General features: G+C 72.2%; 22 protein-coding genes. 10 read left to right on the top strand and 12 right to left on the bottom strand.

Annotation, left to right across the window (positions count from 1 at the left end; all coding sequences use genetic code 11):
- Positions 1–31 precede the first annotated feature (31 nt).
- Positions 32–1669 carry an MFS transporter gene (locus ACFZDL_RS14255; protein WP_353589452.1) on the top strand — a complete coding sequence of 546 codons (1638 nt, stop codon included), beginning with the start codon at positions 32–34 and terminating at the stop codon, positions 1667–1669.
- A gap of 49 nt (positions 1670–1718) precedes the next feature.
- Here the strand turns inward: ACFZDL_RS14255 and ACFZDL_RS14250 are convergent, their stop codons facing one another.
- Positions 1719–2336, bottom strand: coding sequence for a TetR/AcrR family transcriptional regulator (locus tag ACFZDL_RS14250; RefSeq protein ID WP_353589450.1), 618 nt, complete (start codon positions 2334–2336; stop codon positions 1719–1721).
- A gap of 145 nt (positions 2337–2481) precedes the next feature.
- Between ACFZDL_RS14250 and ACFZDL_RS14245 the strand changes: the two genes are divergently transcribed.
- From ACFZDL_RS14245 to ACFZDL_RS14235, 3 genes are all read left to right on the top strand, one after another.
- Positions 2482–3951, top strand: a complete 1470-nt coding sequence (locus ACFZDL_RS14245; RefSeq protein ID WP_353589448.1) for an MFS transporter — start codon at positions 2482–2484, stop codon at positions 3949–3951.
- Between the two features lie 77 nt (positions 3952–4028).
- Positions 4029–4877 (top strand): oxidoreductase, encoded by an 849-nt coding sequence (locus tag ACFZDL_RS14240; protein WP_353589446.1) that lies wholly within the window; start codon positions 4029–4031, stop codon positions 4875–4877.
- Between the two features lie 398 nt (positions 4878–5275).
- Positions 5276–6370 (top strand): helix-turn-helix domain-containing protein, encoded by a 1095-nt coding sequence (locus tag ACFZDL_RS14235; protein ID WP_353589444.1) that lies wholly within the window; start codon positions 5276–5278, stop codon positions 6368–6370.
- On the opposite strand, the gene ACFZDL_RS14230 is transcribed toward ACFZDL_RS14235, so the two are convergent.
- The 10 genes from ACFZDL_RS14230 to ACFZDL_RS14185 all read right to left on the bottom strand — a co-directional run bounded on the left by ACFZDL_RS14230 (position 6328) and on the right by ACFZDL_RS14185 (position 16664).
- Positions 6328–7194: an ABC transporter permease subunit gene (locus ACFZDL_RS14230; RefSeq protein ID WP_391191136.1), complete on the bottom strand. Its 867-nt coding sequence runs from the start codon at positions 7192–7194 to the stop codon at positions 6328–6330. The genes ACFZDL_RS14235 and ACFZDL_RS14230 overlap by 43 nt on opposite strands.
- Before the next feature lie 5 nt (positions 7195–7199).
- Complete coding sequence (locus tag ACFZDL_RS14225) at positions 7200–8189, bottom strand: sugar ABC transporter permease (RefSeq protein ID WP_353589442.1); 990 nt, start codon at positions 8187–8189, stop codon at positions 7200–7202.
- Between the two features lie 8 nt (positions 8190–8197).
- Positions 8198–9472: a sugar ABC transporter substrate-binding protein gene (locus tag ACFZDL_RS14220; RefSeq protein WP_353589440.1), complete on the bottom strand. Its 1275-nt coding sequence runs from the start codon at positions 9470–9472 to the stop codon at positions 8198–8200.
- Positions 9473–9585: 113 nt separating this feature from the next.
- On the bottom strand, positions 9586–10800 hold the full coding sequence (gene pcaC / locus ACFZDL_RS14215; protein ID WP_353589438.1) for a 4-carboxymuconolactone decarboxylase: 1215 nt from the start codon (positions 10798–10800) through the stop codon (positions 9586–9588).
- A gap of 104 nt (positions 10801–10904) precedes the next feature.
- A complete protein-coding gene (locus ACFZDL_RS14210; RefSeq protein WP_353589436.1) occupies positions 10905–12434 on the bottom strand; it encodes a lyase family protein in 1530 nt (509 codons plus the stop codon).
- Positions 12421–13011: a protocatechuate 3,4-dioxygenase subunit alpha gene (pcaG, locus tag ACFZDL_RS14205; protein WP_353589434.1), complete on the bottom strand. Its 591-nt coding sequence runs from the start codon at positions 13009–13011 to the stop codon at positions 12421–12423. Before pcaG ends, ACFZDL_RS14210 begins: the two co-directional genes overlap by 14 nt.
- Positions 13011–13799 (bottom strand): protocatechuate 3,4-dioxygenase subunit beta, encoded by a 789-nt coding sequence (gene pcaH / locus ACFZDL_RS14200; RefSeq protein WP_391191133.1) that lies wholly within the window; start codon positions 13797–13799, stop codon positions 13011–13013. Before pcaH ends, pcaG begins: the two co-directional genes overlap by 1 nt.
- Before the next feature lie 11 nt (positions 13800–13810).
- Positions 13811–15007 carry a thiolase family protein gene (locus ACFZDL_RS14195; RefSeq protein WP_353589432.1) on the bottom strand — a complete coding sequence of 399 codons (1197 nt, stop codon included), beginning with the start codon at positions 15005–15007 and terminating at the stop codon, positions 13811–13813.
- The gene (locus ACFZDL_RS14190; protein WP_353589430.1) at positions 15004–15804 is read right to left on the bottom strand and encodes a CoA-transferase; all 801 of its coding nucleotides are present in this window, start codon (positions 15802–15804) and stop codon (positions 15004–15006) included. Before ACFZDL_RS14190 ends, ACFZDL_RS14195 begins: the two co-directional genes overlap by 4 nt.
- Positions 15801–16664, bottom strand: a complete 864-nt coding sequence (locus tag ACFZDL_RS14185; protein ID WP_353589753.1) for a CoA transferase subunit A — start codon at positions 16662–16664, stop codon at positions 15801–15803. Before ACFZDL_RS14185 ends, ACFZDL_RS14190 begins: the two co-directional genes overlap by 4 nt.
- 231 nt (positions 16665–16895) lie before the next feature.
- Between ACFZDL_RS14185 and ACFZDL_RS14180 the strand changes: the two genes are divergently transcribed.
- Entirely contained in the window at positions 16896–17333 is a 438-nt protein-coding gene (locus ACFZDL_RS14180; RefSeq protein WP_353589428.1) for a MarR family transcriptional regulator, read from the top strand.
- Positions 17334–17409: 76 nt separating this feature from the next.
- Here the strand turns inward: ACFZDL_RS14180 and ACFZDL_RS14175 are convergent, their stop codons facing one another.
- Positions 17410–18231 carry an IclR family transcriptional regulator gene (locus ACFZDL_RS14175; protein WP_353589426.1) on the bottom strand — a complete coding sequence of 274 codons (822 nt, stop codon included), beginning with the start codon at positions 18229–18231 and terminating at the stop codon, positions 17410–17412.
- Positions 18232–18526: 295 nt separating this feature from the next.
- Between ACFZDL_RS14175 and ACFZDL_RS14170 the strand changes: the two genes are divergently transcribed.
- From ACFZDL_RS14170 to aroQ, 5 genes are all read left to right on the top strand, one after another.
- A complete protein-coding gene (locus tag ACFZDL_RS14170; protein WP_353589424.1) occupies positions 18527–19582 on the top strand; it encodes an alcohol dehydrogenase catalytic domain-containing protein in 1056 nt (351 codons plus the stop codon).
- Entirely contained in the window at positions 19569–20429 is an 861-nt protein-coding gene (locus ACFZDL_RS14165) for a TIM barrel protein (RefSeq protein ID WP_353589422.1), read from the top strand. Before ACFZDL_RS14170 ends, ACFZDL_RS14165 begins: the two co-directional genes overlap by 14 nt.
- A 76-nt stretch (positions 20430–20505) precedes the next feature.
- A complete protein-coding gene (locus tag ACFZDL_RS14160) occupies positions 20506–21858 on the top strand; it encodes an MFS transporter (protein ID WP_353589420.1) in 1353 nt (450 codons plus the stop codon).
- 183 nt (positions 21859–22041) lie between these two features.
- A complete protein-coding gene (locus ACFZDL_RS14155; RefSeq protein ID WP_353589419.1) occupies positions 22042–22362 on the top strand; it encodes a hypothetical protein in 321 nt (106 codons plus the stop codon).
- A 2-nt stretch (positions 22363–22364) separates the two neighbouring features.
- A complete protein-coding gene (aroQ, locus tag ACFZDL_RS14150; RefSeq protein WP_353589417.1) occupies positions 22365–22838 on the top strand; it encodes a type II 3-dehydroquinate dehydratase in 474 nt (157 codons plus the stop codon).

Genomic DNA, 22838 nt, shown 5'->3' with positions numbered 1-22838 from the left:
GGTTCTCCCTTCCCTCAGGGAGGTCTTGGGAGTGTCGGAAGTCAAGTCCGCAGTCACATCCGCCGACGAGCCAACTACACGGCGTCCGTGGCTGGTTCTCGCGATCATGTGCATCGGCTTCTTCATGTCGTTGCTCGACGGGTCCATCGTCAACGTCGCCGTCCCCACCCTGATCGACAGCCTTGACGCCTCGTACGACCAGGTGCTGTGGGTCATCGACGGCTATCTGCTCGTCTTCTCGGTGCTGCTGATCACCACCGGGCGGCTGGGGGACATCTTCGGATACCGGCGGCTGTATGTGATCGGCGTCGTCACCTTCACCATCGCCTCGGCGCTGTGCGGGCTGGCCGGTTCGCCGGGCCGGCTGCTGGCCGCCCGGGCGCTGCAGGGGCTGGCCGGGGCGCTGCTGTTTCCGCAGGTCATCTCGTCGATCCTGACGATCTTCCCGCCACGGCAGCGGGGCCGCGCGTTCGGTGTGTTCGGGGCGATCGTGGGCTTCGCCCCGGTCGTCGGCCCGGTCGTCGGCGGCTTTCTGCTCGCTCACCTCAGCTGGCGCTGGATCTTCTTCATCAACGTCCCGATCGGGATCGCCACCGCCGTGCTGGCGCTGACCCTCGCGCCGCCCATGCGCTCGGGCCGTACCCACCGGCTCGATCTGGTCGGCGTCGTGCTGGCCACCGCCGGGCTGAGCGGCATCGTGTTCGGCCTGATCGAGGGGGAGCGCTATAACTGGGGCACCATCACCGGGCCGATCAGCATCACCTCGGTCGTCGTCGCGGGCGTCGCGCTGCTGGTGGTGTTCGCCCTCTGGCAGCAGCGGCAGCGGGAAGAGCCTTTGATGCCGCCGGCGTTGTTCCGGGCGCGCAACTTCGCGGTCGGCAACTGGGTCGGCTTCGTCTTCCAGCTCGGCATGGTCGGCATCATGTTTGTGCTGGTGTTGTATCTGCAGATGGCGCGCGGGTACTCGGCGCTGGAAACCGGGTTGGTGGTGTTGCCGAACGCTGTGCTCACCGCGGTCGGCTCCGCGTACGCCGGACGGCTGTCGGACCGGTTCGGCGGCAAGTACGTGCTGATGGCCGGGGTGACGCTGCTGGCCGTCGGCCTGCTCGTCCTGGTGGCGATGGCCGGCCCCGCCGGCAGTGCATGGAGTCTGCTGCCGGGTCTGATCATCATTGGGATCGCCAGTGGCGCCACGTTCGCACCCCTGCAGCAGGCCACCATGGACGGCGTCGACCCACGGCTGGCCGGGGCGGCCTCCGGTGTCTCCAGCACCACGCGGCAGATCGGCGGCGTCCTCGGCACGGCCGTACTGGGCGTCCTGCTGTCCAGTCGGCTCTCCTCGGCCTTGCGCGGCGAAGCCGGGAAGCGCGCCGGCCGGCTGCCGGAGCAACTGCGTGCGCGATTCATCGACGACAGCGCCACCGCGGCGCAGCACTTCCGTCCACCCACGGCGCCCGACGGCCTGACCCCCGCCGCGACCCGCCTGTACGAACGCGTCACCGCCGACACGTTCGCCGCCGGCTTCGTCCACGCCATGCGCACCACTCTGGTGGCGTGCGCCGTGGTCCTGGTGGCCGCCGCCGCTTTCTGTCTCCTGTTCGGCCCGCACCGGAAACCGGCGGCCGAACCCACCGCGAACAGGCAGGCCGAAACCGCACCGCGGGAGTGACCGGGTGATGACGGCGGTCGCGGCCCGGGGGCCGCGACCGCCGTTGGGCTCACCCCTCGGCCGGCAACTCCGGCTCCTGATCCCGGGGACCGGGTTGAGGCCGCAGCAATCGGTCGACCAGCCCGTCGACGTACTCCGGGGTGAGCGGGCCCAGGCCGAACAGGACGCGGATGTACATCGGGGCCATCACGTGGTCCAGCACGCCCAACGCGTCGGGTGCGTGCTCGCCGTGTTCGCCGGCGCGATCGAGCATGGACTGCAGTTGCCGGGCGCGTTCGGCGAGGAGGTCGTCAAGCGCCCGCCGGCCCTGCTGACCGTTGCCCGACAGGGCGACGGCCAGGCGCAGCAACGCCAGGCCCTCGGGTCCGGTGATCTCGCGGGCCACTTGGGCCGCGTAAGCGCGCAGGTCACCGGCCAGGCTCCCGGTGTCGGGCATCGGCGACCGAGCGTTGAGGCGGGTGAGCGCCACGTCGGTGAGCAGGGTCTCCAGGTTGCCCCACCGGCGGTAGATGCTGCTGTCGGCCACGCCTGCGCGGGCCGCGACCTCGCCGACGGTGAACTTGCCGTAGCCGCGCTCGCTGATCAGGTCGGTGACGGCCTGGTGCACCGCCGCGCGGACGCGGGCGCCGCGCCCGCCGGGTCGCCGGGCTCGCTGTCGCTCCTCCATGCCCCCACCTTAACGCAGTCGAGGCTTGCGTTTGTGGGCGAGCCTCCTTACAGTCGCCTAACGCAGTCAACGGCTGCGTTAGAGCGTCCCAAGGCTGACCACATCGGTCGTGGAGAGGCGCGACCACCGATTGAGAGGAATCCCCATGGCTGCATCGGCTGCGGCCGCAGGCGGTCGACCAAACCGGGTCGTGCTGCTCACGGTGACCTGCCTGGGCCAATTCATGGTGTTGCTCGACAACACGATCGTGGGAGCGGCGCTGCCCGATATGCAGCACCGGCTGCACACCCAGCTGACCGGTCTGCAGTGGATCGTCGACGCGTACGTGCTGCTGGTCGCCATGCTGCTGCTGTCCGGCGGCGTCTTCGCCGACCGGTTCGGCCGCAAGCGGGTGTACCTGGCCGGTGCGGTGGTGTTCACCGCCGCATCGGGGCTGTGCAGCCTCGCGCCCTCGGCCGGATGGCTGATCGCCGGCCGGGTGCTGCAGGGCATCGGGGCCTCGGCGCTGAGCCCCGCCTCGCTGGCCCTGCTCGCCGCCGCCTATCCCGTTCCCCAGGAGCGCGTCAAGGCGATCGGGCTGTGGGCCGGATTCAGCGGAATCGGCCTGGCCGCCGGACCCGTGGCCGGCGGCATGCTGACAGAGGCCTTCGGCTGGCCCGCCATCTTCCTGGTCAATCTGCCCATCGGCGTGATCCTGCTGCTGGCCGGCCTGCGCCACCTCGACGAGTCCCGCAACCCGAACGCCCCCGCGATCGACATCCCGGGGACGGTGCTGTCCGTCCTGGCGGTGGGGGCACTGACCTACGGGCTGATCGAGGGTGGCGCCCGCGGCTGGACCTCACCGGTCATCCTGGGAAGCTTCGCCGCCGCGGCGATCCTCTTCGCCGGCTTCGTCGCCGTCGAAGCGCGTCGCTCCGCTCCGATGCTGCCGCTGCGGCTGTTCCGGCAGCGGCTGTTCACCGTGTCCAACACCGCCATGGTCGTGGTGGGGTTCGCGCTCATGGGCTCGTCGTTCTTCTTCTCCCAGTTCTTCGTGTACGTCCAGGGCAGCTCGATCCTGCGCGCCGGCCTGCAGACCCTTCCCACCACCCTCGCCATGGTGATCGTCAGCCCCTTCGCGGGCCGGCTTGCCGCCCGGTACGGCTTCCGGATCGTGGTCACCATCGGCCTGGCCCTGGCCGGAGGGGGGCTGCTGGCGCTGGGCATGGTGCACGCCGACACCGGTTACGGGAACGTGTGGTGGCGGCTGGGAGTCGTCGGCATCGGCTTCGCCCTGACCATGTCCCCACTGACCGGCGCCGCCATCCAGGCGGTCAGCCCGCAGGAAGGCGGCCTCGCCTCCGGCGTCAGCAGCACCACCCGGCAGATCGGCGCGGTGCTCGGCGTGGCGGTGCTCGGCGCCGTCGTCCGTACCCGGCAATCCGGCGGCGCCTCCTTCGAGGCCGGTCTCAACAGCGCCTTCGTCGTCGCCGGCGCCGTCACCTTGGCCACCGCCGTGTTCACCGGCCTGTGGCTGGCGAGGTCCAGGCCCGCGGAAGGCTCGGCGGTGCCGCGCCGGTCCCTCGATCCGGAGGCGGTCACCACGTCGGACGAGGTGTCCGCGAACAGCCGTTGACGGCGCCACCGACCTCGGCCGGGAGACGTCCCCATGCGCTCCACCGTCCGACACTTCCGATTCCCACGGAGAGACCCATGTCCCGCACGTTTCTCATCACCGGCGTGAGCAGCGGCCTCGGCCGCGCCTTCGCCACCGCCGCCCTCGAGGCCGGTCATACCGTCATCGGCACCGTTCGGAACCCGGACCAGATCGCCGCCTTCGAGCAGTTCGCTCCGGGCCGCGCTCACGCCCGCGTGCTGGACGTCACCGACACCGATGCCATCGCGCCGACCGTCGCAGCGGTCGAGGGCGAGGTGGGCCCCATCGACGTACTCGTCAACAACGCCGGCTACGGCGTCGAGGGCACCTTCGAGGAAACCCCGCTCGACACCTTCCGCCACCAGTTCGACGTCAACGTCTTCGGCGTCATCGCGCTCACCCAAGCCGTTCTGCCCCGCATGCGCGAGCGCCGTGCCGGGCACATCCTGTTCGTGACCTCCATGGGAGGTCTGCGCGCGTTCCCCGGCCTGGCCGCCTATCACGGCTCCAAGTTCGCCGTCGAGGGCATTGCGGCCACGCTCGCCCAAGAGGTCGCACCCTTCGGCATTCACGTCACGGCGATCGAGCCCGGCTCCTTCCGCACCGACTGGGCCGGCCGCTCCATGCACCGCGTGGAAAGCACCATCGCCGACTACGACCCGCTCTTCGCCCCGATCCGCGAACGCCGCCTCGACATGCGCGGTCAGCAGCTCGGCGATCCCGCCCAAGCCGGCCGCGCCCTGCTCGCCGTCGTGGAGGCCGAAAAGCCGCCGACCCACCTCATCCTCGGCAGCGACGCCCTCCGCCTCGTCGCCGACGCGCGCTCCGCCTTCGATGCGGAGACAGCCGCCTGGGGCGAGCTGTCGAAGTCCACCGACTACCCCGACGGGGAACAGATCGCGTGAGAGCCGCTGGGCGACTCTATCGATCCGACAGCGGACCGCATAGCGGGCGAGGGGGCGGCACCTGGCCGGGCGCCGCCCCCTCTCACTCCCCCCACGGGAGCCGTTGCCGCTCGCATCGGCTCGTGCGGCAACAGAAGTGCCCAGACGGCCGTAACACACTCGTCACCCCCCACGGGAACGAGCAATCCGGTCGTGAGCACCGCCTGTTGAATTGCGGACGTCCCTCCGGGGCCTTTCCCGGGGGCCGCGCTTTCAACGAGGAACAGCATTCCGGCCCCGCGCGGCTTGTCGCGCCCCGTTTCAACTCTGGCCAAAAGGACGTGGTCACTGACGGTGGCACCGTGCATACTCTTCCGTGGTCGGGGGGCGATCACGGGTGTCACTTGGTGGGGGGTCCAGTGCTGCGTGTGCATTTCGGCGAGCTCGATCTGGCCCGGCTGCGGATGGCCATCCGCCCGGACGCGCTGTGGGAAACGGTTTTGAGTTTCCACCGGCTGCGGGAACACCGGGCCGCCACCGTATACGGAGAATGGCGTTCACTGGCGCGAAATAGGCTGAACGGCGAAGCGCGGCTGCTCGCGCCGCTCATTCCCTCACGCGGCTATTTCCCCGACTTCCTGACCCCCGTCGAGGGCGGAATGGGCTGCGACAGCGGCATGGAGGCGCTGCGCGCCACCCCACAGGCCCGGCTGCACACCGAGATCTCCCGCCTCCCGGCCGCAGCCCGGCTCCCCGGCTGGGTGCGCGACCTCGGCCAGGGCGAGCGGCGGTCGCTCGACCGGCTGACCGCCGCGCTGACCTCCTACCACCACGCCGCCATCGCCCCGTACTGGCCGCGTCTGCAGGCCCGTATCGAGGCCGATCGCGCCGTGCGGGGCCGCGCCCTGCTGGACGGGGGAGCCGACGGGCTGCTGGCGTCCCTGCCGCCCACGATGCGCTGGCGGCCGCCGGTCCTGGAGGTCGACTACCCGGTCGACCGCGACCTGGAGCTCGGCGGGCGCGGGCTGCTGCTCCAACCGTCGTTCTTCTGCCGAAGAACCCCGGTCACCCTCTACGACCCCGAGCTGAGACCGGTGCTGGTCTACCCGGTCGAACACGCCCCGCGCCCCACGGCGCCCCGCCCCACGGCCCGCCCCGCCACCGCCCCCCGCACCCGGCCCGCGCCGACGTCCCGCCCTGCCCCCGCCCCCGTGCCCGTTCCGGGCCCCGGGGCCGCCCGATCGCTGAGCAAGCTCGTCGGGCAGACCCGCTCCGCCGTGCTGCAAGGGGTCGGCGGCGGCTGCACCACCAGCGAACTCGCCCGCCGCGTGGGCGTGTCGATCGCCTCCGCCAGCCAGCACGCCAGCGTGCTGCGCGACGCCGGCCTGGTGCTCACCCTGCGCCGGGGCAGCGCCGTACTGCACACCCTGACCCCGCTGGGCGCCGCCCTGCTGCGCGGCGGCGCCCCCGCTCAGTCGTCGATGCCCGAGCGCTCCACGCCCGCCACGATGTAGCGCTGCAGGAAGAGGAAGACGACCAGCAGCGGCAGGATCGAGACGGCCGCCGCGACGAACAGCTCGTGGATGTTGACGGTCTGGGCGGTGGTGAACGTCGACAGGGCGACCTGGACGGTCCACGCGTCCCGGTCCTGGCCGATGACCAGCGGCCACAGGAAGGAATTCCAGGCGCCGATGAAGACGATCGTGCCGACGGCGGCGAACACCGGCCGCGAGTTGGGCACCACGACCCGCCAGTACGTGCGCCAGTAGCCGAGCCCGTCCACCCGCGCCGCGTCCTCCAGCTCCCGGGGAAACCCCAGGAAGTACTGGCGGAAGACGAACGCCGCGAACGCGCTGAACAGCGTCGGCACCACCAGCCCGCGCAGCGTGGAGACCCAGCCCAGCGAGGACACCAGGACGAACGTCGGCACGAAGGTGACGGCCGCCGGGACCATGAGCGTGCCCAGGATCCAGTAGAAGACCACGTTCGCGTACCGGTACGGAATCCTGGCCAGGCCGTACCCCGCGAGCGAGGCCAGCAGCAGCGTGCCCAGCGTCGTCGCCACCGCGATCAGCGAGGAGTTGAGCAGCGCGTGCGCCATCGGCACATTCGGGTCGTCGAACAGCTCGCCGATGTTGGACCACCGCAGCTCGCTCGGGAAGAACGTCCACTCGGCGGAGGTGATGTCCTCCTCGCGCGACAGCCCGTTGCGCACCAGCAGATAGAACGGGATCAGGAAGAGCAGCGCCAGCGCGATCAGCAGGACGAGCCGCAGCGCGCGGCCGACGCGCACGAGGGGTTCGCGCACGAGGGGTTCGCGGACGAGGCGTTCTCTCATCGCGGTCAGTCCTCCTTCCGGCCGAGCCCGAACCAGCGGGCCTGAGCCACCGTCACCACCGCGATGATCAGCGCCAGGATCACCGCGCCCGCGCTGCCGAGCCCCAGGTTCTGCCCCTGCCCCAGCGCCGTGTAGTACAGGTACACCAGCGGCGGACGGGCATACGGCGGATAGCCGCGCGAGTCCGAGAGCAGGTTGTAGAACTCGTCGAACGCCTGGAACGCGTTGATGACCAGCAGCAGCGTCACCGCGATCGACGTCGCCCGCAGCTGCGGAAAGGTGATGTACCGGAACACCTGCCACCCCGGCCGCGCCCCGTCCACCGCCGCCGCCTCGTACAGATGGCGCGGGATGCGCTGCAGCCCGGCCAGGAACAGCACCATGTAGAAGCCCGCCTGCAGCCACAGCCGCACCGTCACGATGACCAGCCAGTACCAGGGCGGATCGGTCGTCGACAGCCAGGCGATCTGATCCGCGCCGAACCAGCCGAGCACGGTGTTGGCCAGTCCGAACCGTACCCCGTTGAAGATCGACATCTTCCAGATCAGCGCCGCCACGACATACGAGCACGCCACGGGCAGGAAGAACACCGAACGGAAGAACGCCTGCGCCCAGCGCAGCCGGTTGACCATCAGCGCGAGCGAGAGCGACAGGACGTAGGTGGCCGGGACGATGAAGGCCGTGAAGACCAGGAACGTGACGAGGCTGTCGGTGAACGCGTCGTCCCGCAGCATCGCCGTGTAGTTGTCCAGGCCGACGAAGTCGGTCGGCGAGACCGTGTTGTGCGCGTCGAAGAAGCTGAGGTAGACGCTCCAGGCCAGCGGTACGTACGTGAACAGGCCGAGCCCGATCGCGAACGGACCGACGAACACCCAGAACCACAGCGTGCGGTTCTGCTTGCCCAGCAGCCTGCGCCCAAGCGTGCGCCGCGGTGTGCGCGACGCGTCCGGCGCGGGCCCGTCCTGACGTGGGTGCGAAAGAGTGTCCTGCGCCATCGCGGGCGTCAGCTCTTCTTCTTCACGCGCCGCAGCTCCGCGCCCACCTTGCGCACCACGCCCCGCAGCTCCTGATCCGCGCTCGCACCGTCCTTGATGATCCGGCTGAGCGCGTCCTGGTAGGCGGTCCGGCTCGCCGGGGTCCACAGCAGCGGCTCGGCGAACCCGTGGTCGGTGGCGTAGCGCACCGCGTCACCGGCCGCGCCGTCGCGCAGCTTCTCGGCCTTCTTGGCGAGCGAGATCCGGGCCGGGATGTGGAAGCCGTACGACAGCGCGAAGTCCTCCTGATACTCCGTCCTGTCCACCCACAGCCACTTCACGAAGGCCTTCGCCTCCTCCTTGTGCTTCGCCTTGGCACTGACCGCCGCGCCATACGCCCCGACCGGCACTGACGGCTTCCCCGCCGATCCGTCCTTCGGGAACGGCAGCACCCCGAAGTCGTCGCCCAGCTCCTTCTTGATCTGCGGCAACGCCCACAGGCCCGACCACTGCATGGCCGTGAGCCCCTGGATGAACGCCGACGGATCCGACCAGTCCGAGGGCGCGCCGAGCAGCAGCGACTTGTCCGCGTACAACCGGTGGATCTTCTCCAGCGCGCGGGCGGCGGCCGGGTCGTCGAAACCGACCTCACCCTCGTCGGTGACCAGCCGCAACCCCGCGGCCTGCAGCGGGGTGCCGCCGAGCACCCCCGCGCCGCCGTCATTGCCCAGGAACAGCCCCTTGGTCTTCTTGTCCGTCAGCTCCTTCGCCGCGTCGACCAGCGCGTCCAGCGTCCGCGGCGGCTCCACGCCGGCGTCCTCCAGCAGGCTCTTGCGGTAGTAGAGCAACTGCATGTCGACGACCTGGGGAATGCCCCAGATCTTGCCCTCGTACGTCTTGGGGGCCAGGACCGCCTGGTTGAAGTCGTCCTTGACCCCGTCGAGGAGATCGGTCAGATCCACCACCTGGCCGCCCTGGATCTGGTCCAGCGTCGGGCCATTGGCCTCGAAGACGTCCGGGCCGGACGCGGTGAGCAGCGCGGCGGCCGTCTGCTGGTCGTAGTTCCCCGGCCGCCACTGCACCTCGACCTTGGCCTTGCCGGTCTTGCCGTACGCGGCGGCGTACCGCTTCACCGCCTGCTCGGTGCCGTCCTCGCCGTACTGGTGGTACCACTGCTCGATGACCGGCTTACCATCCGAGTCATCCGACTCCCGACCGGTGTTCGACCCGCACGCGGCGGCCAGAACCCCTGTCAGAGCCAGGCTCCCGCCGGTGCCGAACAGTCTTCTGCGGCTGATGGACATGCTGCGCCCCCTCGCGCCATCGCTCCCTGTGACCGGATCGTGCAACCAACCACGGTACCGACCCGATGATCAACCATGGAGGTGTATTGCGACAGCGCTGTTGCGGCCGTATGTCAGCCTGTCCGATTGGCGTTTGATGAACCGTCGGGGCCCGTGCCGTCGAGCTGGTCGAAGACCCGCTGCGCCGTGGCGAACGCGGAGTTCGCCGCCGGGACGCCGCAGTACACCGCGCTCTGCAGCAGCACCTCGCCGATCTCCTCGCGGGTGAGGCCATTGGTGAGGGCGGCCCGGATGTGCATGGCCAGCTCCGCGTCGTGGCCGTGGGCGATGAGCGCGGTGAGGGTGATACAGCTGCGGGTACGGCGGTCCAGGGCGTCGCCGGTCCAGATCTCGCCCCAGGCGTAGCGGGTGATGAAGTCCTGGAAGCGGGCGGTGAAGGGGGTCGTACGGGCGATCGCGCGGTCGACGTGGGCGTCGCCGAGGACGGCGCGGCGGACGGCGAATCCGGCGGCGCGGCGGGAGGCGTCGTCGCCGGCATTGGTGTTGACTTCTGCCCCCGCGGCAAAGTGCGCCAGCAGCGCCGCCGTGACCGGCTCCGGCCGCTCCACCCCGGCCAGATGCGCCGCCCCCGCCACCTCCAGCAGACTCGCCCCCGGTACCGCGTCCGCGATCTCGCGCGCGTGCGCGGGCGGGGTGGCGGGGTCGTCGCGGCCCGCGACGACGAGCGTGGGCACGCCCTCGACGGACGGCAGCGCGGGGCGCAGGTCGTACGCGGCGAGCGCGTCGCAGCAGGCGGCGTACCCCGCGCGGTCACAGGCCCGCAGGTCCTCCAGCAGCGCGACGGCGCGGGGCGAGGCGGCGAAGCGGTGCGAGAACCAGGTGCCCGGGCGGCTCGCGACCATCGCCTCCGTCCCCTCGGCCCGTACGAGCGCGGCCCGCTCGCGCCAGGCCGCGGGCTCGCCGAAGCGGGCCGAGGAGCAGATCACGGCGAGCGATGCGACCCGTTCCGGGTGGTGCGCGGCCAGGTGCAGGCCGACCGCCCCGCCGATCGAGATCCCCGCGTACGCGAACCGCTCCCACCCCTGCGCGTCGGCGAGCCGCAACACGAGGGCGGCGAGGTCACCGACGGTGGCGCTGCCGTCCGAGGGCAGCAGCTGGGCGGGGGAGCGCCCGTGCCCCGGCAGGTCCCAGCGCAGCACGCGGTGCGTGCGGGCGAGGGCGGGCAGTTGGGGCTCCCAGACGGCGAGGGAGGTGCCGACGGACGGGCCGAGGATGAGGGGAGGGGCGGTGGCGGGGCCGTCGAGGAGGTGGTGCGGGAGGTCAGTCATGGTCGGCGCTCCGAGCGGCGGTGGGCATGGGGCGAGGGTGAGCCGAATCCGGTGCCGGCACGGCTTTGGGCGGGCTGGAGACGGGCTGAGACGAGGGACCAGGGTCATGCATCGCCGGCGTGCGGCGGGCTGGGGAGGTCAGGGCCCGGGCGCCCGAGCGCCCGGTCGACGAGCGCGGCGGCGGAGCCGGTGTAGCGCGCCGGGTCCGTCAGCTCCCGCAGCCGCGCCTCGGAGAGCACGCCCGCGAGCCCCGGTTCCTCCGCCAGGGTCGCGCCCAGTGCCGCCGCCAGCCCGACGCCCTCCTCCCTCGCCCGCCGGGACGCCGACGCCAGCAGCTCCTTCGCGCGCGAGCGGCCGACGAGGGGTGTGAGCGCGGCGGCGATCCGCTCGCTGACGATGAGGCCGTCGGTCAGCGCGAGGTGTTCGCCCATCCGGCGCGGGAACACCCGCAGGCCCTCCGCCAGCTCGGCGGCCTCCCGCGCGGCCCCGCCCGCCAGCCGCAGCAGCTCGCGCAGCGGCTGCCACTCGGCGTGCCACGCCCCGGCGGGCCGCTCGTCCTCGGCGGCGAGCGAGCCGAGGAGCGTGGCGGCGAGCCCGGGCGCCTGCCGGGCGGCGGCGGCGATGAGCGTGGCGCGCACGGGGTTGCTCTTGTGCGGCATCGCGGACGAGCCGCCCCCGCTGCCCTCGGCGACCTCCCCGAGCTCCGTCCGGGAGAGCACCAGGACATCCGCCGCGACCTTCCCCAACGCACCCACGGCGAAGGCCAGCGCGGCCCCGAGGTCGGCCACGGGGGTACGCAGCGTATGCCACGGCAGCACGGGCTCGGCGAGCCCCAACTCGGCGGCGAATCGCGCCATGAGCCGAACCCCGGGATCGTCACCGGACATGCCGCCGGGCGCGTGGCCCGAGTCGGGCGCGGTCGGCGGGAGCGGGCCCCGGCCGGGCGGGGCCGGGGGCGCGGTTGCCGACCCCGTACCGGGCCCCTCCGCCGGCGCCGCGAAGGCCGCCAGCGTACCGGCCGCACCACCCAACTGCGCGGGCAGTCGCAGCGCGGTGAGGCGGTCGTGGGCGTCCAGGGTGAGGGCGCGCCAGCCTGCTGCCTTGAGGCCGAAGGTGGTGGGGACGGCGTGTTGGGTGAGGGTGCGGGCGGGCATGGGGGTGGTGCGGTGGGTGGCGGCGAGGCGGCCGAGCGCGGTGGCCGTGCGGGCGAGGTCGGCCAGGATGAGGGGCAGGGCGCGGGCGGTGACCAGCATGGTGGCGGTGTCCAGGATGTCCTGGCTGGTCGCGCCGCGATGGACGTACGCGGCCGCCTCCCGGTCCGCACGGGCCACCGCCGCCGTCACCTCGGCGACCAGGGGGATGACCGGGTTGCCCCCGGCGCGGGCGCGTACGGCGAGGTCGCGCACGTCGTACAGCTCGACCCGGGCCGCGCCCCCAACCGCCGCCGCGGCCGCGGCGGGCGCCTGGCCGAGCGCGGCCTGCGCCCGGGTGAGCGCGGCCTCCGCGTCCAGCATGGCCTGCAGAAACGCCGAGTCCCCGGTGGCCTCCTCGACGGCCGTCCCGACCCGCACCGGTGACAGCAGCCCGCTGTCGCCGGCGGAAGCGGCCGCGTCGTGGGGGCTAGCGGAACTCAAGGAAGACCGTCTCCCCCTCGCCCTGCAGGCGGATGTCGAAGCGGTACGTCCCGGGCTGCGGCCCGGCCGTTGCCACCAGGGTCTCGCGGCGGGCCGGGGGAAGCGAGGCGAGGAGGGGGTCGGCGGCGTTGGCGGTGGCGTTCTCGGGGAGGTAGACGCGGGTGAAGAGGTGGTGCAGCAGGCCGCGTGCGTGGACGCAGACGCTGATGTAGGGGGCCGGGGAGGGGGCGCCCGGGGGGAGGGTGCGGGCGGTCCAGTGGCCGTCGGCGTCCGTGGGAATCCGGCCGAAGCCGGTGAAGTCCACGCCGTTGCGTCCGGCGTAGCCGCCGGTCACCGGGTCGCGGCGGATCGAGCCGGGGGCGCCGGACAGGGAGCCGTCCGGGCCCGCCTGCCAGAGTTCGACCAGGGCGTCGGGGACGGGGGCGCCCGCGCCGTCGTAGACGTGTCCGTGCAGGGTGATCGCGTCCGCGCGCCCCGCCGGGGCCATGTCGCCGCCGCCGGTGAAGGGCAGCGCGTAGCCGTAGAAGGGGCCGACGGTGTGCGAGGGGGTGGGGGACAAGGGCGGTTGGGTCGGCATCAGCGGCCTTCCTCGATCCAGGTGGCGGACGGCCCGTCCAGGACGATGTCCCAGCGGTAGCCGAGTGACCATTCGGGCTGGGAGAGCGTGTGGTCGTACGCCGCGACCAGCCGCTGCCGCGCCCGCTCGTCGGCGACCGACTGCAGGATCGGGTCGTAGGCGAGGAGCGGGTCGCCGGGGAAGTACATCTGAGTGACCAGGCGCTGGGCGAACGCCGTCCCGAAGAGGGAGAAGTGGAGGTGCGCGGGGCGCCACGCGTTGACGTGGTTGCGCCACGGATACGCGCCCGGCTTGATCGTGGTGAAGGTGTAGCCCCCGTCGTCGCCGGTGAGGGTGCGCCCGACGCCGGTGAAGTTGGGGTCGAGCGGGGCGGGGTGCCGGTCGCGCAGATGGGCGTAGCGGCCGGACGCGTTGGCCTGCCACAGCTCGATGAGCTGTCCGCGCACCGGGCGGCCCCGGCTGTCCAGGAGCCGTCCGGTGACGGTGATGCGCTCGCCGAGGGGTTCGCCCGGGTGCTGGACGGTGAGGTCGTTGTCGGTCGCGGTGATGTCGGTGTGGCCGAAGACCGGCGTGTGCAGCTCGACGGTCTCCGGGTCGCCCTGGACGGCGACGAGCGGCTGTTCGGGGTGGCGCAGCAGGCTGCTGCGGTACGGCGGGAAGTCGCGCGGCGGGTGGTGGGCGGCGGGCGCCCCGCCGGCGCGCGCCTTGCCGTACTCCTCGTGGATCGCGGCCAGTTCGCCGTCGATGTCGGACTGGGTGAGGGGCACCTCAGGTATCTGGGCGGGCATCTGAGTCACCGTTACCTTTCGAGTACGAGGGCGAGGCCCTGCCCGACGCCGATGCACAGCGTGGCCAGGCCCACCCCGGAGCCGGCCGCCGCGAGCTGGTGGGCGACGGCTCCGGCGAGCCGGGCGCCGGAGGCGCCGAGGGGGTGGCCGATGGCGATGGCGCCGCCGCGCGGGTTGAGCAGGGCGGGGTCCAGGTCCGGCCACTCGGCGAGGCAGCCCAGCACCTGCGCGGCGAAGGCCTCGTTGAGCTCCAGGGTGGTCAGATCGGCGAAGGCGCGGCCGGCCTTGGCGAGCGCGCGGTTCACGGCCTCGACCGGCCCGAGGCCGAAGTACTGCGGCTCGATACCGGTGACGGCGGAGGCGCCGATACGGGCCAGCGGCTCGCGCCCGGTGGCCGCGAGCCCCTCCTCGTCGACGAGCAGCAGCGCGGCCGCGCCGTCGTTGAGCGGGGAGGAGTTGCCTGCGGTGACCGTGCCGCCGTCCTTGCGGAAGGCGGGCTTCAGCTTGGCCAGGGACTCGAGTGATGTGGTGTCGCGGATGGTCTCGTCCCGGGGCAGGTCCACGCCCTCGTACGGCACGACCTCCGCGTCGTACGCCCCTTCCTTCCACGCCCGTACCGCCTTCTGGTGGCTGGTGAGCGCGTACGCGTCCTGCGCCTCGCGGCTGATGCCGTGCTTGTCGGCGATCAGCTCGGCGCCCTCGCCGAGGGCGACGGTCCACTCCGGCGGCATGCCGGGGTTGGTCATGCGCCAGCCGAGGGTGGTGGAGTACAGCTGCTGGTGTCCGGCCGGGAAGGCACGCTCCGGCTTGGGCAGCACCCAGGGGGCGCGGCTCATCGACTCCACGCCCCCGGCCAGCGCGATGTGCGCGTCGCCGACGGCGATGGCGCGGGCCGCCTGCAGCACGGCCTCCAGGCCGGAGGCGCACAGCCGGTTGACGGTGGCGCCGGGCACGCTGACGGGGAGCCCCGCCAGCAGGACGGCCATCCGGGCCACATCGCGGTTCTCCTCGCCCGCGCCGTTGGCGTTGCCGAAGTAGACGTCGTCAATCCGTGCCGGGTCCAACTCGGGTGAACGGGCGAGGAGGGCGCGTACGACATGGGCGGCCAGGTCGTCGGGGCGCACACCCGCGAGCGCACCGCCGTACTTGCCGACGGGGGTGCGGACGGCGTCGACGATGTAGACCTCGCGCAGGGTGCCGTTGCTCATCTGTCCTCAGCGTCCTTTCCGGCGTTCTTTCCGGCGTTCTTGAGCGCGCGCAGCGCGGCCAGCTCCTGCGGCGTCAGCGGCTCGGTCACGCCGAGTCCGTCGCTCACCCGCAGCTCCCAGCCCGTGGCGGCCCGTACCTGCTCGACAGATACCCCCGGGTGCAGCTCGGTCAGCACCAGCTCCGCGGTCGCCGGGTCGGGGCGCAGCACGCCGAGGTCGGTGATGACGGCGACCGGGCCGGCGCCCGGCATGCCGAGCTTCTTGCGGTCGCCGGGGCCGGCGCCGTGGCCGAGGGTGGTCACGAAGTCGAGCTTGGGGACGAAGTTACGGGGGGAGTGGCGCAGCACCATCAGCACCTTGCCGCAGTTCGAGGCGATCTCGGGCGCGCCGCCCGCGCCGGGCAGCCGCCCCTCCGGCTTGTCCGGGCCGCGGTCCACGACCGTGGTGTTGATGTTGGCGTAGCGGTCGACCTGCGCCGCGCCCAGGAAGCCGACGTCGATCCGGCCGCCCTGCAGCCAGTAGTTGAACATCTCCGGCACCGGCACCACGGCGTCCGCGGTCTCCGCGAGCTCGCCGTCGCCGATGGACAGCGGCAGCCGGGTCGGCTTGGAGCCGATCGTCCCCGACTCGTAGATCAGGACCAGGTCCGGATTGACGGTGGCGCGGGCGAGGTTGGCGGCGGTGCTGGGCAGGCCGATGCCGACGAAGCAGGTCCTGGCGCCGGCGAGCGCGCGGGCGGCGTTGACCTCCATCAGCTCGTCGCGGGTGAAGCCGTTGCGTGTGGTGTGGTCGGTCATCGCGCGCCAACCTTGTCGCCGCTGCCGCTGCCGCCGCCATTGATGCCGCTGCCGATGCTGCCTCGCACGTTCTCCTCGATCCATCGCGTGAACGCCTCGCGGTCGCGGGCGACCGGGTCCCAGGCCTGGTAGAAGGCGTTGTCGCGGGTCGAGTAGCCGGAGGCGTACGAGGGGTGGGCGCCGCCGGGGACGTGGGCCACCGCGTCGATGACCCAGGTCGGCAGGGTGACCCCGCCCGGCCGTGGCTCCAGGGTGTCGACGATCTCCTCCACGGTCACCAGGACCCGGTCGGCGGCGAGCGCCGCCTCCTTCTGCACACCGGCCAGGCCCCACAGCTGGACGTTTCCGTTCCGGTCGGCCTGCTGGGCGTGGATGACGGTGACGTCCGGGTTGAGGGCGGCCACCGCGGCCAGCTCCTCGCCGGTGAAGGGGCATACGACAGTGGCGACCGTCTCCGTACGGGAGGGGATATCGCTGCCCCGGTAGCCGCGCAACACGGCGAACGGCAGCTTGGACGCGCCCGCCACATAGCGGTTGGCCATGCCCGCGTGGCTGTGCTCGTCCAGCTCCAGGGGGCGCGGCCAGCCGTTCTCCACGGCGTCACGGAAGCGGTGCAGCGAGCCGACGCCGGGGTTGCCGCCCCAGGAGAAGATCAGCTTGCGGACGAGCCCGGCGCCGATCAGCTGGTCGTAGATGACGTCGGGGGTCATCCGGGCGAGGGTGAGGTCGGTGATGCCCTGACGGATGATCTCGTGCGCGGCGGCGTACGGAATCAGGTGGGTGAAGCCCTCCATCGCGAGGGTGTCCCCATCGTGGACAAGGTCCGCCACGGCGTCGTGCAGGCTTCGGATGTCGGCCATCGTCACTCCGCGGTGCTCGCACAGCGAGCCCAGATGCTCAGTGTGCTGATTATTTTTGTCGTCCCAGAACGCTGCCATCGCCACGGGGCCTCAGTCAAGAGAGTCTAGGAAGAAACCTTGGCGCTCGACACGGGTGCTTCCGCGGGGCAGAATTGTTCCGTGCACGAATCAAATGCGGGGTGTGCGCAAGAGGTGCGCGCAGGAGCCGGACGCGGAGAGGGGCGACGGGGCATGGGCGCGGTCGATCTGAGCACTCACCCCGGGCACCTGGCCCGCCGGCTGCAGCAGGCGCACTCCCTGCTGTGGGGGGCGATGGTCTCGGAGGAGACGACCTCGCCGCAGTTCGCGGTGCTCAACGCGCTCGTCGAGAAGCCGGACATCGACCAGCGCACCCTCAGCGAACACGTCCACCTCGACCGCTCCACCATCGCCGATGTCGTGGCCCGGCTGGCCCGGCGCGGGCTGGTCGAGCGGGTGCGTGACCCGCGCGACGGGCGCCGCAATGTGCTCACGCTGACGGACGACGGCGTGCGTGTCCACCGCAAGCTGGTGACGCGTACGGCGCGGATGAACAGGGTCTTCCTCGCGCCGCTGGACGAGGGGGAGCGGGAGACGCTGCTGCGGCTGATCGCGCGGGTCGCGGACGCGGCGGAGGAGCTGCGGGCGTAGGTCGTCCTGCCCGCTGCGGCGGTGGCCCTGCCTGCCGCGGCCGTGAGTGGCCCTGTCCATTGCGGGCGTAGGGCGCCTACCCCCGCAGGCCGCCGAACCCTCCGCTTCCCCCGACCGTGCGGGCCGCCATCGTCAGTGCGTTGACGAAGCGTGGCAGCCGCTCCGCCGTGAAGCGGGCCGAGGGGCCGCCGAAGGACAGCGCCGCGACCACCTCGCCGCCCCGCGCCCGTACCGGGACGGCCACCGCCGACAGCCCCTCCTCGTGCTCACCGTGGCTGACCGCGTACCCGTTGCGCAGCGTCTCGGCCACCCAGCGGCGCAGCGTCGCGGTGTGGTCCGGGCCGTGCGGGGAGCGGCGGGCGACCCGGTCGAGCAGCGTGTCGTCCGCCCCGAGCAGCAGCACCTTGGAGGGCCCGCCCGCCCACAGCGGCAGTTCGTCGCCGACCTGGACGACATGGCGCAGCGCCTGCGGCCCCTCCTCCTGGGCGATGCAGATGCGGTGTACATCGCGCCGTACGTACAGGTGCACCGTCTCCCGGTGCTCGGTGGCCAGTTCGCGCAGCGCCCGGCGAGCGGGGGCGGGCAGCCGCCAGCCCTGGTCCGCCATGCGGACCCAGCGCAGGAAGGCGGGGCCGGCGGTGTAGCGGCCGTGTTCGTCCAGCCAGAGCAGCCCGTTGAGGCGCAGGGTCTGCAGGATCCGCAGCACGGTGGTCTTGGGCAGGCCGCTGGCGGTGACGATCTCGCGGAGGGACAGCGCGGGGCGGTGCTCGTTGAACAGCTCCAGGATGTCGATGGTCCGCTGGACCGTCCGCATTCCCCGGGCCTCGCCGCCCTCCTTCCCCTCCTTCCCCTCCTTCCCTCCCTTGTCGTCCGTGCCGCCCGTGCTGTCTTCGCTCATCCCGCTGCTCCTCGCCGTTCGGCCCGCTCGGCGGACCTGTCCAGGCCCGATGGGGACGCCCAGTATGGACCGAGGTCCGCTGCGCGGACCAGGGCCGGGGGCGGGTGGGTAAGGGCTTTCTGGCTTGTCAGGCCCGGGTTTCCGGCCGGGCCCTCCGTTTTACACCGGGGTTACTCGCCCGCAACCTCTTGTCGATGCTCAGCATACGTTCTATCGTCACCGGCACACGGACCCCAAGGTCCGTTCAGCGGACCAACTCCCCCGTCCGCCCTCCCCTCCCCACGTAGGAGACACGGTGAAAGCAGCCGTCCTCACCGCTCCCCGCCGCCTTGAGACAGTCGACGATTGGCCGGAACCCGAGTGTGGCCCCCACGATGTCCTGGTCCGCCTCGAAGGCATGGGCATCTGCGGCTCCGATCTGGCCGTTTTCGACGGCGACCGGGCCGTCCCGGCGCTGCCATGGGTCGTCGGCCACGAGGGCTTCGGCCGGGTGGTCGCCGTCGGCGAGCGGGTCGTGGACCGCGCCGCGGGGCAGCGCGTGGTCATCGAGCCGAACTACGCCTGTCTCGACTGCCCCGAGTGCGCCCGCGGCCTGACCTCCGCCTGCACCAAGCGCGCCATCGTCGGCATGAACGCGCCCGGTCTCCTCGCCGAGCGGATCGCCGTCCCCGCCCCGTTCGCCCACCCCGTCCCCGACACCGCCGACCCCGCCGACCTCGCCTGCGCCGAGCCGTACACGGTGGCCCGTACCGCCGTGCGGCGCGGGGGAGTCGGGGCCGGGGACAAGACGCTGGTCGTCGGCGCGGGTGCGCAGGGCCTGCTGCTGTGCCAGGCGCTGCTGGCCATCGGCATCCGCCCGGCCGTCGTGGAGCCGCGCCCCAGCCGTCTGGCGCACGCCGAGGCGCTGGGCGCCCGCGCGGCGGCCGACGGCGAGGGGGGCTTCCGTTACGTCTTCGAGTCCTCCGGGGTGGCTGCCGGGCTGGGCGCGGCCCTGGAGCGTACGGTCCCCGGCGCCACCGCCGTCCTCGTCGGGCTCGGCTCGGCGGGGCTGCCGCTCAGCGTCAACCAGCTGGTCCGCTCCCAGCTCACCCTGCGCGGCTCGCTCATCTACGACCACCCCGGCGACTTCACGGCCGCGCTGGCCGACATCACCTCCGGCGCGGTGCGGCCCGGCGCGGCGATCTGCGACCGCTTCTCGCTGGAGCGTGCGCAGGAGGCGTTCGCCGGGGCGCGCGAGCGGGCCGGCAAGACGTGGATCTCCCTGGATGACGGCGGTTGCTTCGACGCCGGTGGTAGTTCCGACGACGCGGGTCGCCTTGACGACGGTGGTTGCTCCGATGACGGCGACTGACGCACCCGGGCTCACCCTGTCTGCCCTGACCCTGCGCACCGCCTCCTTCGACGAGCGCGTCCGGGCCGCCGCGCAGGCCGGGTTCACCGGCATCGGCCTGGCCGTGCACCAGTACCGGCAGGCCCGCGCGGAGGGCTGGACCGACGCCCGGATGACGGGCCTGCTGACCGAGTACGGCCTGCGGCTCACCGAGGTTGAGCTGCTGCGCCACTGGGCGCGGCCACGGCGCTACGACGAGCGGCGCCGCAGTGAGGACGACACCGTCTTCCATATCGCGGAGACCTTCGGCGCCCGGCGCATCAACGCCGGGATGTTCGATGAGCACCCGTACCAGGACCTCGTCGACGGGCTCCGTGCGGCCGCCGAGCGTGCCGAGCGGGCGGGGGCGGTGCTGGGGCTTGAGTTCATGCCGTTCTCCGGCATCCGCGACCTGGGCCTCGCGGCGCGCGTCGTGGCCGCCGTACGGTCCCCGCGCCCGGCGGGGGCCGCCTCCCCGGGGCTGATCCTCGACGCCTGGCACCTCACCCGCGGCCGTACCCGCCCCGAGGAGATCGCGGCCCTGCCGCCCGGCGCCGTGGTGAGCGTCCAGCTCGACGACGTTCTGCCCACCCCCCTGTCCGACACCCTGCACGAAGCCCGCCACCAGCGGCAGCTGCCGGGAGAGGGAGCGGCCGACCTCACCGGTCTGCTGCGTCTGCTGCGCCGAGCCGGCGTACGGGCTCCCGTGTCGGTCGAGGTCCTTTCCGACGACCTCGACGCCCGCGCACCCGCGGAGACCGCCGCGCGCGCCTACCGGACCGCGTGTCGCGTCCTGGCCACGGCCGCCGTGGCCGCCCCCGCGGCCTGAGATCCCGCTGAGCCCCCAGCTGAGCCCCGAGCTGAGTCCCCCGGCCGAGTCCCCCGGCTGGGACAAAGGAGTCTTCGTGAGCACCACAAGCACCAACACCAACCCCTCCGCCGCCCCACCCCTCGTCCCCGACAGCGCCCGCCCGGCGGTCAGCCGTGCCCGCTACGGCCTGCTCGCGTCGCTGTTCGTCATCACCGCGATCAACTACCTGGACCGTACGAACCTGTCGGTCGCCCTCCCGCACATCAAGGACGACTTCCACCTCAGCGCCACCGAACAGGGCGTGCTGCTGTCCTCCTTCGGCTGGGCGTATCTGCTGCTGCAGATCCCCACCGGGCGGCTCATCGACAAGGTCGGCGCCAAGCTGGCCTTCGGATACGCGCTGATCGGCTGGTCGCTGGCCACCGCCGCCATGGCGCTGACCCGCGGCTTCGGCTCGCTGGTCGGCGTTCGCGTCGCGCTCGGCGCCTTCGAGGCCCCGGCCTTCCCGTCCAACAACCGGCTCGTCGTCAACTGGTTCCCCGGCCGCGAGCGCGGGCGGGCCACCGCCACATACACCGCGGGCGAGTACATCGGGCTGGCGATTGCCGCGCCCGTGCTCTCGCTGCTCACCGTGCACTTCGGCTGGCACTCGGTCTTCCTGGTGACCGGTGCCATCGGGCTGCTCTTCTCCGTCGTCTGGTTCCGCCGGGTGTACGACCGTCCGGAGCACAGTCCGCGGGTCAGCGCCGAAGAACTCGCCCACATCCGGCAGGCGGACGAGCAGGAGACCGCCGACGCCGCCGAGAAGGCTGCGGCGAGCGAGCCCACCGACATCTGGGCCGATCTGCGGGTGCTGCTCACCAACCGGCGGCTGTGGGGCATGTACATCGGGCAGTTCGCCAGCGCCTCCGTGCTGTTCTTCTTCCTCACCTGGTTCCCCAGTTATCTGGTGGAGGAGAAGGACATGGGTGTCATCAAGGCCGGGTTCTGGGCCTCCGCGCCGTATCTGGCGGCGCTGGTCGGCACCCTGGTCGGTGGCGCCTGGTCGGACCGGATGCTGAACAGCGGGAAGTCCCGTACGTTCGCCCGCAAGACGCCCGTGATGATCGGCTTCGTGCTGGCCTCGATCATCGTCTGCGCGAACTTCACCAACTCCGTTCCGCTCGTGATCACTTTCATGTCGATCGCGTTCTTCGCCCAGGGGCTGATGCAGAACAGCTGGGCACTGTTCTCGGACGCCGTCCCGCGCCGGCTCACCGGGACCGGCGGCGGCGTGTTCAACTTCATGGCCAACGCGGGCGGGGTGCTCACCCCGCTGGTGATCGGGGTCATCGTCGACGGCACCGGCTCCTTCGCGTGGGCACTCGGCTACATCGCCATCGTGGTGGCCGTGGGGCTGCTGGCGTACGCGCTGCTCATCGACAAGGTGGAGCGCGTCGAGGCGTGAGGTATGTGACGTGGAGCGGGCCGGAGCATGATCCGGCCCGCCGCGCCCGTGATCCGGCCCGCCGCGCTTCACCAAGGCCGGTGTGCCGCCGCTGTGCCACCGGTATGCCGGCCTATCGCGGATCATGGTCCGTGCAGCGGACCAAGTAAACCATTCAACGGTCCACGGAGCTACCATGGCCGGGTGACAGTGACTCAACAGCCCCCCACCCCGGCCGACTGGTGGGTGACCGCGGACCAGTCGCTCACCCTCGTCGGCCGGCACACCGGCGCCGCCCACACCGCCCCCGATCTGCTCGCCACCCTCAGCGAGATCGCCGAGGCCCGCCGCGCCACCGACTCCGCCCTCGGCGCCGCCGTCCAGGCGCTGCTCGGCTCGGGCCGCAGCTGGGACGAGATCGCCACCGCCCTCGGCCTCCCCGACGCTGAGACGGCGCGCCGGGCCACCGCCCCCGCCCTCGAAGGCGCCCGCCGCGCCCTCGACGAACGAATCGGACACCCCTGACGATGACCGCCCCCCGCCCCCGCGTCCTGCTGCTGCACGGTCCCAACCTCAACCTCCTCGGCGAGCGCGACCCCGCCACGTACGGGGCCACCACGCTGGAGCAGATCGAGGAGCGTACGGCCGCGCTGGGGCAGGAGCTGGGTGCCGAGGTGCGGTGTGCGCAGAGCAACAGCGAGGGCGTGCTCATCGACCTCGTCCACCAGGCCCGTCATGACGACGGCATCATCTTCAACCCCGGTGCGTACGCGCACTACAGCTACGCGTTGCGGGACGCGGTGGACGCCGTGGCGGGGCTGGGTGTGCCCTGTATCGAGGTCCACATCTCCAATGTGCACGCCCGCGAGCCGTTCCGGCACACGTCGGTGACGGCGGCGGTGAGCCAGGGGTATCTCTGCGGCCACGGCGTCTTCGGCTACGAACTGGCGCTGCGCGCCGTACTGAACCGCATCGAGGAGCGCCGCCGTCTCAACGGCTGA

It is taken from the genome of Streptomyces sp. NPDC007917, assembly GCF_042959105.1.
GTDB lineage: Bacteria > Actinomycetota > Actinomycetes > Streptomycetales > Streptomycetaceae > Streptomyces.
Note: the sequence above shows the minus strand (reverse complement) of the source record. Positions and strands in the feature narration are given on the sequence as shown.

Coding starts and splice junctions, on each gene's coding strand:
- ACFZDL_RS14190 (WP_353589430.1), bottom strand. CDS start 15,804: ATGACCGACCACACCACACGCAACGGCTTCACCCGCGACGAGCTGATG.
- ACFZDL_RS14230 (WP_391191136.1), bottom strand. CDS start 7,194: ATGAGAGAACGCCTCGTCCGCGAACCCCTCGTGCGCGAACCCCTCGTG.
- ACFZDL_RS14175 (WP_353589426.1), bottom strand. CDS start 18,231: ATGAGCGAAGACAGCACGGGCGGCACGGACGACAAGGGAGGGAAGGAG.
- pcaG (WP_353589434.1), bottom strand. CDS start 13,011: ATGCCGACCCAACCGCCCTTGTCCCCCACCCCCTCGCACACCGTCGGC.
- ACFZDL_RS14195 (WP_353589432.1), bottom strand. CDS start 15,007: ATGAGCAACGGCACCCTGCGCGAGGTCTACATCGTCGACGCCGTCCGC.
- ACFZDL_RS14180 (WP_353589428.1), top strand. CDS start 16,896: ATGGGCGCGGTCGATCTGAGCACTCACCCCGGGCACCTGGCCCGCCGG.
- ACFZDL_RS14225 (WP_353589442.1), bottom strand. CDS start 8,189: ATGGCGCAGGACACTCTTTCGCACCCACGTCAGGACGGGCCCGCGCCG.
- ACFZDL_RS14185 (WP_353589753.1), bottom strand. CDS start 16,664: ATGGCCGACATCCGAAGCCTGCACGACGCCGTGGCGGACCTTGTCCAC.
- ACFZDL_RS14165 (WP_353589422.1), top strand. CDS start 19,569: ATGACGGCGACTGACGCACCCGGGCTCACCCTGTCTGCCCTGACCCTG.
- pcaH (WP_391191133.1), bottom strand. CDS start 13,799: ATGCCCGCCCAGATACCTGAGGTGCCCCTCACCCAGTCCGACATCGAC.
- ACFZDL_RS14250 (WP_353589450.1), bottom strand. CDS start 2,336: ATGGAGGAGCGACAGCGAGCCCGGCGACCCGGCGGGCGCGGCGCCCGC.
- aroQ (WP_353589417.1), top strand. CDS start 22,365: ATGACCGCCCCCCGCCCCCGCGTCCTGCTGCTGCACGGTCCCAACCTC.
- ACFZDL_RS14240 (WP_353589446.1), top strand. CDS start 4,029: ATGTCCCGCACGTTTCTCATCACCGGCGTGAGCAGCGGCCTCGGCCGC.
- pcaC (WP_353589438.1), bottom strand. CDS start 10,800: ATGACTGACCTCCCGCACCACCTCCTCGACGGCCCCGCCACCGCCCCT.
- ACFZDL_RS14245 (WP_353589448.1), top strand. CDS start 2,482: ATGGCTGCATCGGCTGCGGCCGCAGGCGGTCGACCAAACCGGGTCGTG.
- ACFZDL_RS14220 (WP_353589440.1), bottom strand. CDS start 9,472: ATGTCCATCAGCCGCAGAAGACTGTTCGGCACCGGCGGGAGCCTGGCT.